This window comes from Mycobacterium kansasii ATCC 12478 (genome assembly GCF_000157895.3).
GTDB classification, from domain to species: Bacteria; Actinomycetota; Actinomycetes; order Mycobacteriales; family Mycobacteriaceae; genus Mycobacterium; species Mycobacterium kansasii.
In genome coordinates this window covers 650,079-663,674 of sequence record NC_022663.1, presented here as the reverse complement: position 1 = coordinate 663,674, position 13,596 = coordinate 650,079, and the positions used below count along the sequence as shown (strand labels likewise).

12 protein-coding genes and 1 pseudogene are annotated in these 13,596 nt (G+C 68.0%); 10 read left to right on the top strand and 3 right to left on the bottom strand.

Annotated elements, in window-relative coordinates; genetic code table 11:
* Positions 1 to 51: 51 nt before the first annotated feature.
* On the top strand, positions 52 to 1,164 hold the full coding sequence (gene trpD, locus MKAN_RS31650; protein WP_080691519.1) for an anthranilate phosphoribosyltransferase: 1,113 nt from the start codon (positions 52 to 54) through the stop codon (positions 1,162 to 1,164).
* On the opposite strand, the pseudogene MKAN_RS02770 reads toward trpD, so the two are convergent.
* Positions 1,102 to 3,027 (bottom strand): annotated as a pseudogene (locus tag MKAN_RS02770) (DEDD exonuclease domain-containing protein); the annotation flags it as partial. The gene trpD and the pseudogene MKAN_RS02770 overlap by 63 nt on opposite strands.
* A gap of 162 nt (positions 3,028 to 3,189) precedes the next feature.
* Here MKAN_RS02770 and MKAN_RS02765 point away from each other — a divergent pair.
* From MKAN_RS02765 to pimB, 4 genes are all read left to right on the top strand, one after another.
* A complete protein-coding gene (locus MKAN_RS02765) occupies positions 3,190 to 3,450 on the top strand; it encodes a hypothetical protein (RefSeq protein WP_023364884.1) in 261 nt (86 codons plus the stop codon).
* Between the two features lie 175 nt (positions 3,451 to 3,625).
* Positions 3,626 to 4,786: a peptidoglycan hydrolase RipC gene (ripC, locus tag MKAN_RS02760; RefSeq protein ID WP_023364882.1), complete on the top strand. Its 1,161-nt coding sequence runs from the start codon at positions 3,626 to 3,628 to the stop codon at positions 4,784 to 4,786.
* A 106-nt stretch (positions 4,787 to 4,892) separates the two neighbouring features.
* Positions 4,893 to 5,657 carry a hypothetical protein gene (locus tag MKAN_RS02755; protein ID WP_042313248.1) on the top strand — a complete coding sequence of 255 codons (765 nt, stop codon included), beginning with the start codon at positions 4,893 to 4,895 and terminating at the stop codon, positions 5,655 to 5,657.
* A 10-nt stretch (positions 5,658 to 5,667) separates the two neighbouring features.
* On the top strand, positions 5,668 to 6,810 hold the full coding sequence (gene pimB, locus MKAN_RS02750) for a GDP-mannose-dependent alpha-(1-6)-phosphatidylinositol monomannoside mannosyltransferase (protein ID WP_023364878.1): 1,143 nt from the start codon (positions 5,668 to 5,670) through the stop codon (positions 6,808 to 6,810).
* On the opposite strand, the gene MKAN_RS02745 is transcribed toward pimB, so the two are convergent.
* Positions 6,807 to 8,609 (bottom strand): AMP-dependent synthetase/ligase, encoded by a 1,803-nt coding sequence (locus MKAN_RS02745; RefSeq protein ID WP_023364876.1) that lies wholly within the window; start codon positions 8,607 to 8,609, stop codon positions 6,807 to 6,809. The genes pimB and MKAN_RS02745 overlap by 4 nt on opposite strands.
* A 158-nt stretch (positions 8,610 to 8,767) precedes the next feature.
* Here MKAN_RS02745 and MKAN_RS02740 point away from each other — a divergent pair, with 158 nt between their 5' ends.
* The 5 genes from MKAN_RS02740 to MKAN_RS02720 all read left to right on the top strand — a co-directional run bounded on the left by MKAN_RS02740 (position 8,768) and on the right by MKAN_RS02720 (position 12,209).
* On the top strand, positions 8,768 to 9,157 hold the full coding sequence (locus MKAN_RS02740; protein ID WP_023364874.1) for a hypothetical protein: 390 nt from the start codon (positions 8,768 to 8,770) through the stop codon (positions 9,155 to 9,157).
* Between the two features lie 121 nt (positions 9,158 to 9,278).
* On the top strand, positions 9,279 to 9,716 hold the full coding sequence (locus MKAN_RS02735) for an SRPBCC family protein (RefSeq protein WP_023364872.1): 438 nt from the start codon (positions 9,279 to 9,281) through the stop codon (positions 9,714 to 9,716).
* Positions 9,709 to 10,986 (top strand): ArsA family ATPase, encoded by a 1,278-nt coding sequence (locus tag MKAN_RS02730; RefSeq protein WP_080673993.1) that lies wholly within the window; start codon positions 9,709 to 9,711, stop codon positions 10,984 to 10,986. The genes MKAN_RS02735 and MKAN_RS02730 overlap by 8 nt, the downstream gene beginning before the upstream one ends.
* Positions 10,983 to 11,384, top strand: coding sequence for a hypothetical protein (locus tag MKAN_RS02725; protein WP_036393426.1), 402 nt, complete (start codon positions 10,983 to 10,985; stop codon positions 11,382 to 11,384). The genes MKAN_RS02730 and MKAN_RS02725 overlap by 4 nt, the downstream gene beginning before the upstream one ends.
* An 87-nt stretch (positions 11,385 to 11,471) precedes the next feature.
* Positions 11,472 to 12,209, top strand: a complete 738-nt coding sequence (locus tag MKAN_RS02720) for a lysophospholipid acyltransferase family protein (protein ID WP_023364866.1) — start codon at positions 11,472 to 11,474, stop codon at positions 12,207 to 12,209.
* On the opposite strand, the gene MKAN_RS02715 is transcribed toward MKAN_RS02720, so the two are convergent.
* Positions 12,210 to 13,496 (bottom strand): glycosyltransferase 87 family protein, encoded by a 1,287-nt coding sequence (locus MKAN_RS02715; RefSeq protein WP_023364864.1) that lies wholly within the window; start codon positions 13,494 to 13,496, stop codon positions 12,210 to 12,212. It abuts the gene before it with no gap.
* Positions 13,497 to 13,596: the final 100 nt, after the last annotated feature.

Below are 13,596 nucleotides of genomic sequence, written 5' to 3'. Positions count from 1 at the left end.
CTTGCCGGCCGCGCGTTGGGCGGCGGCCGGCCGGCATGCGACCATCGGCGCGTGGCTCGGTCAGGTGAAGGATCCCCCTGTGGTCGGCCCCCGGTGGCAGCGGCTCCGGTGACCTCTTCGGTGACCTCATGGCCACAGGTTCTGGGTCGCTTGACTGGCGGGAGCAACTTGGCGCGGGGCCAGGCGGCCTGGGCCATGGATCAGATCATGACCGGCGCGGCGCGGCCGGCGCAGATCGCCGCGTTCGCGGTGGCGATGACGATGAAGGTGCCCACCGCGGAGGAAGTCGCCGAATTGGCCGGCGTGATGCTCGACCACGCGCGCCCGATGCCGGCCCACGCCGTTCCGGATGACGCCGTCGATGTCGTCGGTACCGGTGGCGACGGGATCAATACGGTCAACCTGTCCACGATGGCGGCCATCGTGGTGGCCGCCGCCGGTGTGCCCGTGGTCAAACACGGCAACCGGGCGGCATCGTCGTTGTCGGGGGGAGCCGACACCTTGGAAGCGCTCGGGGTGCGCATCGACCTGGATGCCGATCAGGTGGTGCGCAGCCTCGAGGAAGTCGGGATTGGTTTTTGCTTCGCGCCGCAATTCCATCCGTCGTACCGGCACGCCTCGGTGGTGCGCCGCGAGATCGGCGTGCCCACGGTGTTCAATCTGCTTGGGCCGCTGACGAATCCGGCCCGGCCGCGGGCGGGGTTGATCGGCTGCGCGTTCGCTGACCTCGCCGAGGTGATGGCCGGGGTCTTTGCCACGCGCCGGTCCAGCGTGCTGGTGGTGCACGGCGACGACGGGCTCGACGAGCTGACCACGACGACCACCAGCACGATCTGGCGGGTGCAGGCGGGCACCGTCGACAAACTGACTTTCGATCCCGCGGGATTCGGCTTCGCACGTGCCGAGCTCGACGAGCTGCTGGGCGGTGACGCGCAGGCCAATGCGGCCGAAGCCCGCGCCGTCCTGGGCGGGGCACAGGGCCCGATCCGAGACGCGGTGGTGCTCAACGCCGCCGGCGCGATCGTCGCCCATGCCGGGCTATCCGGCCGGGCTGAATGGCTGCCCGCGTGGGAGGACGGCTTGCAGCGGGCCAGCGCGGCGATCGACAGCGGCGCGGCCGAACAGTTGCTCGCGCGATGGGTGCGGTTCAGCCAGCAGCTCTGAGCTGCCGGCCTGGCGGTGCGGCGGGTCCTGCTGAGGGAAGTGCCGCCCCATCGGGCCGGGTGCCTGCTCGACCGCCAGCCGCGCCGAACGGGCTGATGCCGCCCACGCCGCCCATGCGCCGGCGCAGCGCAACGGGGTGGCCCAGCCCGCGGTTTCGGCGGCGCCGCTGGCATCGGGAATTCCGGTGACTCGCACGATGCGCACCCTCGGCGCCGCGAGCCAGCGGGCGATGAGCGCGGTCTCCTCCACCAGCGCGCCGCCGAGTGGCGCCTCGGCCGGCATAATCGCCTGGGCACCGGCCTGCAGGGCGTCGACCACCGGCATCGGTGGCACCCCGCGCCGGGCGGTACCGGCGGCGGCCAGTTGGCCGTGGCGGATGACAGCAAACTGGTAGCCACCACCGCCGTCCGGCGCCGCGGCGATCAGCTCGGGTAGCGCGGCCAGTGCGCGCAACCGCTGACCACGCCACAGCGTCTCGATCGCGGTGGCGATATGGTCGCGCAGCCGCGCCGCGCTCTCGTAACGATGTCGCTCGGCCAGGACGGTGACCTGGTGGATCGCGGCGGCCAGCGCGGTGTTGTCGCGTCCGTCGATCAAATCCGTTGCGCGCTGCACGGCTTCGGCATACCGCTGGGCGGTCAGGTTGCGGGCGGCGGGACAGGGTGACACCTCCAGCTCGGGGCAGGCCGGGCCGTGCACAGCCGACCGCGCCAGCCGCTTGGTGCAGGTTCGGATCCCGGTGAAGCGAGCCAACAGGGTGGCCGTCTCGGCGGCGTCGGCCCGGGACCGGTACGGGCCGATGACCCGGCCGTGCCGGGGAGCGCGAACGACGGCCAGGCGCGGGAACGCTTCCTCGCTAAGAACCACCCACCACCAACGGTGGGGAAACCTCGACCGGCGGTTGTACGGGGGCGCATGTGCGGCCAGCATTCGAAGCTCACGCACACCGGCTTCCAGTGGGTGCGCGCACTCGACGTGGTCCACCCCGGTGGCCAGGTTGACCATTTCCTTGATCCGGCCGCGGGGATCGGCGCCGTTGAAGTATTGGCTGACCCGGCGGCGCAGGTCGACCGCGGTGCCGACGTAGAGCACCTCGCCCGACGGCCCGCGGAACACATAGATTCCCGGCCGGTGCGGCAGGCCGTCGGCCAGCACCCGTTTGCGGCGCTGCGCCGGGGTCACGTTGGGTAGATACGAACGCAGGTCGGCAAACGTGTGCACGCCCTGGTTGCCCACCCGCTCGATCAGGGCGTGCAAGACGTCCACGGTGGCACGGGCATCGTCGAGGGCGCGGTGCGTGGGCTGGGTGGCAACCGAGAACAGCCGAGCCAGTTCGGCCAGCCGCACACTGGGCGCTTCCTCTCGGCTCAACACCCGCCGCGCCAGGCGGACCGTGCACAGGACCTTCGGCCGCGGCCAGGTGATGTCGCATTGCCGCGCGGCGGCCCGCAGGAACCCGATATCGAACCCCGCGTTGTGGGCGACGAAGACCGAGTTGCCGGCGAACTCGAAAAACATCGGCAGGACGGCGCTGATGACGGGGGCGTCACGCACCATGGCCGTGGTGATCCCGGTCAGCTGCACGATCTGGGGCGGGATGCTGCGCTGCGGGTCCACCAGCGTGGCGAACTCGGCGAGGACGGTCCCACCGCGCACCTTGACCGCCCCGATCTCGGTGATGGCGTCCGGCGGGGCCGCTTCGGTGCCCGTGGTGCGGCCACCGGTTGTCTCCAGGTCGACCACCACGAAGGTGGTTTCCCGTAGTGGCAGCTCATCGGCTGGAGCCCCCGCCGGGTCGAGGCCGGGAAACGCGAGCGGGTCGAGCCCGGCGAGACTCAATTGAGTTCCGCCGCTCGCACCCATGGCGGTGACGTTAGGCAGCGGCACCGACAGCCGACGGTTCCCACGCCGGGGCACGGGTCGGCAGCGCTCGATCCTCAGCGGCGCCGAGTTGTCGGTGCCGGCGGTTAGCCTTCGGCGCAGCCCCAATTGCGATCGAGCGTCTTACCGAAAGGACCGGGATTGATGGCATGGAACAGCGGTAGCGAATGCACCGGCGACACGGCCGAACCGGGGGAGGTGGTCATCGACTGTGACGAGTGCGCGGTGCGGGGCCGCGCCTGCCGCGATTGTGTGGTGAGCGTGTTGCTCGGGGTGCCCGACACGTTGTTGCACGACGAACGAGCGGCCCTCGAGGCACTCGCCGATGCCGGGTTAGCCCCGAGATTGCGTCTCGTCCCGATCCGGCGTGGCCGAGGGCCGGGTCCTGCGTCGGGTGTCGCCTGATCGAGCCTGTATGGTGATGGAGCGCAAAGACGCGCTCTCTCACAAGAAAATGACAGAAATCTTGCCATTTTCTTAACTCCCCCCTTTGGACAAAAGCCGAGACCATTTCGTAACCTGTTTGAGACCTAAACCAGCTCGACGGCGCTAGGCCGATGGCAGTTTAAGGAAGCAAATCTTGAGGCTCGACTGTAGGCATTCGATCGCGCGCGTCATCAAGCGGTCCGCAGTCGGCTCGTTGGTGAGCTTCACCGTGTTGTCCGGCATCCTGGCCGCGAATGCGGTGGCCGACCCCGCCGACGACGCGCTGGCGAAACTCAACGAGCTATCGCGGCAGGCCGAACAGACCACCGAGGCGATGCACAGCGCAGAACTCGACCTGAACGCGAAGCTTGCGGCGCAGCAGGCCGCGGAAAAGAAGCTCGCCGACGACCAGGCCGCGCTGGCCGCCGCGAAAGCGCGCCTGGCCACCTTCCAGATCGCCGTCAACAAGGTCGCGGCCGCCACCTACATGGGTGGCCGCACCAACGGCTTGGATGCGATCTTGACGGCGGAATCGCCGCAGCTGCTGATCGACGGTCTCTCGGTGCAGCGGGTGATGGCACGTCAAATGTCCACCCAGATGGCCGGTTTCCGGGCCGCCGGAGAACAGGCTGCCAAGGCGGAGCGGGCTTCTGCCAAGTCGGCTGCCGATGCCAAGTCCGCCGCGGAGCAAGCCGCGGCAGTACGGGCCAACCTGCAGCACAAGCAGAGCCAGCTGCAGGTGCAGATCGCCGTCGTGAAGTCGCAATACCAGGCCCTGACTCCGGAGCAGCGCACCGCCCTCGCCGACCCGGGACCGATTCCGGCGCGGGTACCGGACGCTCCCGGGCCGGCGCCCGAAGGACTGCCACCGGGCGCTCCGCCCGAGGGTGCGCCTACTCCCGGGGAGGCGCCTGCTCCCGGGGGAGTGTCCGATATACCTTTCCTGGCTCCGGGCGGCGGCGGTGGCGGCGACCGGGCGACCGTGGTGCAGGCGGCCTTGACCCAGATCGGCACTCCGTACGCATGGGGTGGCGCCGGGCCCGGCGGTTTCGACTGCTCCGGACTGGTCATGTGGGCGTTCCAGCAAGCCGGGATCGCGCTGCCGCACTCCAGCCAGGCGCTGGCCCATGGTGGTCAGCCGGTGGCGCTGTCGGACCTGCAGCCCGGTGACGTGCTGACCTTTTATTCCGACGCCTCACATGCCGGCATCTACATCGGCGACGGTCTGATGGTCCACTCGTCCACCTTCGGCCAACCGGTGCGGGTAGTGCCGATGACCTCCTCGGGTCCGATCTACGACGCCCGTCGCTACTGACCACCTCGTGGCGTGGCTTCGCCGCCGGCCCCGGTGGCTGTCGATCACGCTGGCCTTCGTCTTCGTGGCCGAACTGGTTGCGGCAGCCGCTCTGCCGGCCCCTACGGTGCGCGACGGCTGGGCGGCACCCTCAGCGGCGCGGGTCGACGACGCCGGCCTCACCCCGGTGGTCGTGGGCGGTCGCACCGTCTGGCTGATCGGCCTGGGCGGCGCGGACAGCGAGCGCCTGCTGTCCCATGTCGCGGCGAACCTTGGTCCCGCGATCGACGCTGTCGCGGATTTCTGGGGCACCGATTGGCCGCACGAGATCTCGGTGGTGGCGGCCGGCTCCGATGACCAGTTCCGTACTGCCGCCGGCGGCGGGCCGGCGTCGCAGTGGGCCGATATCGCGGCGGTGACCGTCGCCGAGCACGTCGATACCGCCCGCCGGACCGCCGCCGGCCAACGGATCGTATTCGCGCCGGGCGCAGCCGACATGAGCCAATCTGCGCTGCGAATTGTGTTGACACATGAGCTTTTTCACTATGCCGCGCGTGTCGACACCGCGCTCGATGCGCCGCGCTGGCTGATCGAGGGGGTGGCCGATTTCGTCGCCAGACCGGCGTTCAGGGCCCCCGTCGATGCGCTGCCCCTGGCGCTGCCGTCAGATAGCGACCTGGACACCGCGGGACCACGGCGTTCACTGGCATATGACCGGGCGTGGTGGTTTGCCAGGTTCGTCGCGCAGACCTACGGGACGACCGCGTTGCGCGAGCTCTACCTGGCCGCGTGCGGTGCCGGACACCCGGACTTCGCAACCGCCGCGCGCACCGTACTGGCGACCGACCCTGCCGGGCTGCTCGCCCGCTGGCAGGGATGGCTGGCCGATTAGCCTGACGCAGGTGAGCCGGGTCCTGCTGGTAACCAACGACTTTCCGCCCAGACGCGGCGGCATTCAGTCCTACCTCGAAGAGTTCGTCGGTCGGCTGGTCGAAGCCGGATCGCACTCGGTGACGGTGTACGCACCGCAATGGAAGGGGGCACAGGCATACGACGACGCGGCTTGTGCAGCCGGCTATCGCGTGGTGCGTCATCCCGGCACGCTCATGCTGCCCGCCCCGGCCGTCGACAGCCGCATGCGCCGCCTGATCGCCGAGTACGGCATCGATACCGTCTGGTTCGGCGCCGCCGCCCCGCTGGCGCTGCTGGCACCGCGTGCGCGCCGGGCCGGCGCCACCCGGATAGTGGCCAGCACGCACGGCCATGAAGTGGGGTGGTCTATGCTCCCGGTCGCGCGGTCGGTGTTGCGCCGAATCGGGGACAGCGCCGATGTGGTGACCTTCGTCAGTCGCTACACCCAAGCCCGGTTCGCACCCGCCTTCGGACCCGGCGCGGCGCTGGAATACCTGCCGCCCGGAGTGGACAGCGACCGGTTCCGGCCGGACCCGGCCGCACGTGCCGAACTGCGTAAGCGGTACCGGCTGGACGAGCGGCCCGTGGTGGTGTGCGTGTCCCGGCTGGTGCCACGCAAAGGTCAGGACATGCTGATCAAGGCGTTACCGGCGATCCGCCGGCGCGTCGACGGGGCGGCGCTGATGATCGTCGGGGGCGGCCCTTACCTGCAGGCGCTGCGCAAGCTGGCGAAGGACCGCCAGGTGGCCGACCATGTGACGTTCACCGGAGGCGTGCCGGGCGACGAACTACCGGCGCATCATGCGGTAGCCGACGTGTTCGCGATGCCGTGCCGGACCCGCGGTGCCGGATTGGACGTGGAGGGCCTGGGGATCGTGTTTCTCGAGGCGTCGGCAAGCGGCGTGCCGGTAATCGCCGGCCAGTCGGGCGGAGCGCCGGAAACCGTGCGGCACAACAAGACTGGGTTGGTCGTCGACGGCACCTCGGTGGACGAGGTGGCCGATGCCGTCGCCGACTTGCTGACCGATCGCGACCGTGCCGCCGCCATGGGCGCTGCCGGCCGGCAATGGGTAACGGCCAACTGGCGCTGGGACACACTGGCGATCCGGCTGGCCGGCCTGCTCGGCGGCTAGCCGCTGGTATAGATCGCCTCGATCTCGTCGGCGAACTTCTCGGCCACCACTTTGCGTTTGACCTTCATCGTCGGTGTCAATTCGCCGGTGTCCTCGGTGAAGTCCACACCCAGAATGCGGAACTTGCGGATCGACTCGGCATGCGACACCGCCAGGTTCGCCTGTTTAACGGCGGCATCGATTTCGGCCACCAGGTCGGGGTCGATGGCCAAGTCGCCCACCGACGCGTCGGCGGGCTTGCTGTTACGCTGCTTCCAGCCGACGAACGCCTCCGGGTCGATGGTGATCAGCGCGCCGATGAACGGCTTGGCATCTCCTACCACCATTGCCTGACTGATCATCGGGTGTGCCCGCAGCTGGTCCTCCAACACGGCGGGGGCGACATTCTTACCGCCGGCGGTGACGATGAGCTCCTTCTTGCGGCCCGTGATGCTCAAGAAGCCGTCCTCGTCGATCGCGCCCAGATCACCGGTGCGGAACCAGCCGTCGGTGAAGGCCTCCTCGGTGGCCTGCTCGTTGCGCCAATAGCCGCTGAACACCACGCCGCCGCGTACCAACAGCTCCTGGTCGCCGGCGATGCGTAAGCTGTTGCCGGGCACCAGCTTTCCCACCGTCCCGATCTTGAGGGCACCCACCTGGTTGACGGTGATCGCCGCGCTGGTCTCGGTCAGACCGTAGCCCTCGTAGATGGTCAAGCCCACGCCGCGGTAGAAGTGGCCCAGCCGCGCGCCCAGCGGCGCACCGCCGGAGACCGCCGCATGGCAGTCACCCCCGAGCGCCGCGCGGAATTTGTGATAGACCAGCCGGTCGAAAACGGCATGTTTGGCGCGCAGCAGCAGACCCGGGCCGCCGCCGTCGCAGGCCCGGCTCCAATCGACCGCGGTCTGCGCGGCGCGTTTGAAGATTGCTCCCTTGCCGTCGTTGACGGCATTCTGCTCGGCGGTGTTGTACACCTTCTCGAAAACCCGGGGCACCGAGACCACCACCGTGGGTTTGAACACCGCGAACAGCGGCAGCAGGTTCCTGATATCGCTGGTGAACCCCACGGTCACTTTGCTGGCGAACGCCGACAGCGTCAGCGACCGGGCCAGCACGTGGGCGAGCGGCAAGAACACCAGCAGCCGCTGTCCCGGGCGCAACAGCGTGGGCAGGCATTCCCGGGTGCCGCGGATCTCGTGGAGCAGGTTGGAATGGGTGAGCTGACAGCCTTTGGGCCGTCCGGTGGTGCCCGAGGTGTAGATCAGGGTGGCCGCGTCGCCGGCCCGCATCGCCTCGAGGCGCGCGGTCAGTTCCGCCGGGTCAACCGACGCGCCCTCCTCTTCGAGCTGGTCGAGCGCCTTGCGGCCGGAACCGTCGATATGCAACACCCGGCGCAATGCGTGCAGGTCGCCGGCCAACTCGGAGACCATCGCGGCATGCGCGTCGGTTTCGGCGAACGCCAGCACGGCTCCCGAGTCTTGCAGCACCCAGCGGACCTGCTCGGCCGACGACGTCTCGTAGATCGGCACCGTGACCGCACCCACCGCCAGGATGGCCAGGTCCAGGATCGCCCACTCGTAGCGGGTGGCCGAAAAGATCGACACCCGATCACCGGCCTGTACCCCGATCGCGATCAAACCCGATGCCGCACCACGGATCTGATGCGCCGCCTCGGCGCAGGTCACGTCGGTCCAGGCGCCGTCGACAAGGCGTTGGTAGATGACGTACCCGGGATCGTCGCGCTCGTGCTCGAATACCATGGCCGCGACGTTGTCGCGCTCGCCGACGGAAAAGTGGGCAGGGACACTGTACTGACGCACCTTGTTGACCTCGCTCCAACTGATGTTTTTGCGGGTAGACCCCCTCGTCCCAGCCTACTGGGGCATTAGGGGGAGCCAGGTGATTGCTGTTCTGGTGGTTTCCCGGACCGAGCCGAGTGCCGTTGGCCGTCGCTACGCGGCTGTGTGAAGCTGTGGCTATGAACAGCATCCAGATCGCGGACCAGACATATGTCGCCGCGGATGGCACACGGGTGGGAGCTGCGATCGCCGACCCGTCGAATTGGCGCCGGTGGTGGCCTGATCTGCGGCTGGAGGTCACCGAGGACCGAGCCGACAAGGGCATCAGGTGGGCGGTTACCGGCGCCCTGACCGGCACCATGGAAATCTGGCTGGAACCGTCGATGGACGGGGTGGTGCTGCACTATTTCCTGCACGCCGAACCGACCGCGGCGGCGGCCTGGCAACTGGCCCGGATGAATCTGGCCAAAATCACGCACCGCCGCCGGGTGGCAGCGAAGAAAATGGCGTTCGAGGTCAAAACCACATTGGAACAAGCACGCCCCGTCGGGGTTTCTCCGGTAGTTTAACCGGGTCGAGTGGGCTCGAGAGGGGCTCAAGCTGGGCATCGGGAGTAGCGTTTGTGCCGAATGACGGGTATTCCCGAGGAATCGATGCGCAGTGCGAGGAAACGGGAAAGGGATTGGCCAGGTGGCGGACAAGACGAGGCAGACGATCTACATCGACGCGGCTCCAGGCGAGGTGATGAAGGCGATCGCCGACATCGAGGCTTACCCGGAATGGATTTCGGAGTACAAGGAAGTAGAGGTCTTGGAGGCTGACGACGAGGGATACCCGCAACGGGCCCGGATGTTGATGGACGCAACCATCTTCCGGGACACCTTGATCATGGCCTACCAGTGGCCGGCGGACCGCCAGTCGCTGAGCTGGACTCTGGAATCCAGCTCCTTGCTGAAGTCTCTCGAAGGTTCATATATCTTGGAGCCCAACGGTTCTGGAACTGACGTGACCTATGAGCTCGCCGTCGACCTCGCCGTCCCGATGATCGGGATGCTCAAGCGCAAAGCCGAACGCAGGTTGATCGACGGCGCGTTGAAGGATCTGAAGAAACGAGTCGAGGCTGAGTGAGTCCAGTGAATTCCGGGCGTCAGCCCCGGCCCGGATCAGTCTCTTCGTCGGTAAAGGCGGGGTAGGAAAATCCACACTAGCGGCCGCCACCGCGGTTTGCGATTCCGGTGCTGGACAGCGAGTGCTGCTGGTATCCACCGACCAGGCGCACTCGCTGGGTGATGTGCTTGGCATCTCGGTGCCGCCGACCGGCCGGGGTGAGCCGGTCCGCGTTCTCGCCGATCTCGAAACCGGGCGATCCGGGTCCGACGGCGGTTTCCTCGACGCCTTGGCGCTGGACACCTTGGCGCTGCTCGAGGATCGATGGCGAGACGTCGTCGACGCCCTGGACCGGCGATTCCCCGGTTCCGAGCTGAGTAGCGTTGCGCCAGAGGAACTCTCGGCGTTGCCCGGGATTCAGGAGGTGCTCGGGCTGCACGCCGTCGGCGAGCTTGCCACCAGCGGACGTTGGGATCGCGTCGTCGTCGACTGCGCCTCGACCGCGGATGCGCTGCGAATGTTGACGCTGCCGGCGACCTTCGGGCTGTACGTGGAGCGTGCGTGGCCGCGGCATCGCAGGCTCGCCATCGACGACAACCGATCCGCCGCGCTGGTGGAGTTGCTGGAGCGCACCAGCGCCAGCGTGGACCGGCTCAGCGCCTTGTTGACCGACGGTGACCTGGTCGGCGCCCATCTGGTGCTGACCCCGGAGCGGGTGGTAGCCGCCGAGGCAGCCCGCACACTGGGTTCATTGGCGCTGATGGGGATACGCGTCGAAGAGCTGCTGATCAATCAGGTCCTAGTCCGGGACGAGACCTACGAGTACCGCAGTCTTCCCGACCACCCCGCCTTCTACTGGTATGCCGAACGCATCTCCGAGCAACGCGCCGTCCTACAAGAACTCGACGCCACCATCGGTGACCTGGCGCTGGTGCTGGTTCCGCACCTGTCCGGCGAGCCGATCGGCCCGAAGGCGCTGGGCGGTCTGCTCGACAGTGCCCGCCGACGCCGAGGCTCGGCGCCGCCGGGCCCGCTGCGCCCTATTGTGGACCTGGAATCCGGGTCGGGGCTTGAGTCGGTATATCGTCTGCGGCTAGCGTTGCCCCAGCTCGATCCAGGTTCGCTATCGTTGGGCCGCGCAGACGACGACCTGATCATCCGTGCCGGCGGGGTGCGGCGCAGAGTTCGATTGGCGTCCGTACTGCGCAGATGCACGGTGCTGGACGCGCAACTGCGGGGCAGCGAGCTGACCGTTCGATTTCGACCCAATCCGGAGGTGTGGCCGACGTGACCGGGGTTCATGCCGAGGTTGGTCCCGAACTGCGCAAGCTTGCGCAGGCAATCCTGGATGCGATCGACCCCGCGATGCGCGCCGCGGCCGCGATGGCATCCGGGTCGACCGGTGGCAAAGCGGCCGCCAAGTGCCAACAGGTGTGGTGTCCGGTATGTGCGCTGGCGGCGGTGGTCGGTGGCGAGCAGCACCCGTTGCTGACGGTGATCGCCAACCACAGCGTCGCTTTGCTCAACGTGATCCGCGCCATAGTCGACGACATTGATCGATCGGCGAAACCGCCGCCGGAGGATCCGCCCGGCGGCGGCCTCACCAGCGAGACACCGCCGGAGAACGGGTCCGCGGACCCCGGTGCGAAAACGCGCTACCAGCCCATCCCGGTGAGTTTGCAGGAGTGAGCCGCCGCCCGCCGCAGGTGGTCGCAGCCTCGGCGGATGGGTACAGTTGGCCCAGACATTGTTCCGGTGCGGGCGAGAGGGAGGGCCATGTGGTACTACCTTTTCAAGTACGTTTTCATGGGCCCGCTGTTTATCTTGCTCGGCCGGCCGAAAATCGAAGGCTTAGAAAACATTCCGAGTTCCGGGCCGGCAATCCTCGCCAGTAACCACCTTGCCGTGGCGGACAGCTTCTACCTTCCGTTGGTAGTCCGCCGCCGGATCACGTTTCTGGCAAAGGCCGAATACTTCACCGGCACCGGGCTCAAGGGCTGGATCAACCGCTGGTTCTACAGCGTCTCCGGACAGGTGCCCATCGACCGCACCAACGCCGACGCCGCACAGGCCGCCCTGGAAACCGCGGAGGGCTTGCTGCGCCGGGGCAAGCTGCTGGGCATGTACCCCGAAGGCACCCGGTCGCCCGACGGTCGCCTCTACAAGGGAAAGACCGGCCTGGCGCGGCTGGCGCTGCACACCGGGGTTCCGGTGATTCCGGTGGCGATGATCGGCACCAATGTCGTCAACCCGCCGGGCAAGAAGATGTTGCGGTTCGGCCGGGTGACCGTTCGTTTCGGCAAGCCGATGGATTTCACCCGGTTCGAGGGGCTGGCCGGCAACCACTTCATCGAACGGGCCGTCACCGACGAGGTGATGTACGAGCTGATGGGGCTTTCCGGTCAGGAGTACGTCGATATCTACGCAGCCAGCGTCAAAGGCGGCAGCAACGGGGCGGGGGCTCATCCCGGCCCGAAGGACGCCGCCAGGATCCCCGAGACCGCTGCCGGCTGATCAGGCCGCGGCCGTCGACACCGGGGTCCGCCCCGGCTCGGGCGAGGGCTCCGTCGTCAGCCGGGCCGTCACGGTGAGGCCGGCAACGACGATGACCGCCAGCGCCCACCACACGTAGGACATCCCGGCGAGCTGACGCCACCACTCCGCGGTGGCCTCCCGGTGCTTGGGCAGCAGATCGATCGGCGTCCATCTCATCAGCGCCACCCCGGCGGCGGTGACCACGGCCAGCGCCGTATTCCGCCGTCGCCAGGCCAGCACCCCGGTCACCAGAACCGCCGGCAGCATCCACACCCAGTGGTGGGACCACGAAACCGGTGAAACCACCAAGCCGAACAACGCCACGCAAATCACGGCCAGGGCCGGTTCGTCGGCCCGCAGCACTCTGCGCATCGCCCATACCGTCGCAACCAGCACGACCAGCGACAGGGCCACCCATAGCAGGAAGCTTTCGTGCTCGCCGATCGGCAGCCGAGCCAGCGCACCCGCAATGTTCTGGTCGGTGTTCAACGAAGCCGAACCGATCCGATCGGTGTGGTGCAGGGTATGGGTCCAGTACTCGCGGGAATCACGCCACGCCAGGGCGAAGCCGGCCACCGTCGCAGCCGCGAAGGACGCCACGGCTGTCAGCGCCGCCCGGCCGTCCCGGCGCAGCAGGAAGTAAAGCAGAAACACCGCCGGAGTCAGCTTCAGCGCTATCCCCAAGCCGAGCAGCAGGCCCCGCGGCCACGGCGTGCGGCGCGGGAAACAATCGAGGATCACCAAGGTCATCAGCACGGCGTTGATCTGGCCGAAGGCGAAGTTGGAACTCAGCGGCTCCAGCCAGATCGACGCCGGAGCCACGATGATCATCGCCAACCACAGCCGGCGCACCCAGGCCGGACCAGGCAGCAGCGCAGAGGTGGGCCATACGTTCAGGGCGGTCAGCACGACCATCGTCGACACGATCAGCACCACCAGCGTCAGCAGCGTGATCGCGATACTGGCGGCCGGCATCTTCAACCAGGCGAATGGGCTGAACACCACCGCGGCCAGCGGGGGATAGGTGAACGGGAGGTCCAGCCCGATGGGTGTGTGGAACTTCACGTCGCCGCTGTACAGCGGGCGCCCGTCCAACCACGCCTGGCCGCCCATCTGATAGATGTCGATGTCGATGCGGTAGGGGATGTGTCCGAACAACCGCCAGGCCACGTAGCCCAGCGCCCCGGCGGCCACCAGCCCAAGCAGGCACCATAACGAGACCCGCCCGAGTCGACTGCCCAGCTCGGGCGACCGCCATGTACTCATGTCAAAGACAGCCTAATCGTTACCGACGCGGTCGCGTGCCGCCACAGCGGGGGCTCAGGCCGCTTAGGCCTCGCCTGCGCCGGCAGGCGTAGTTTTTGTG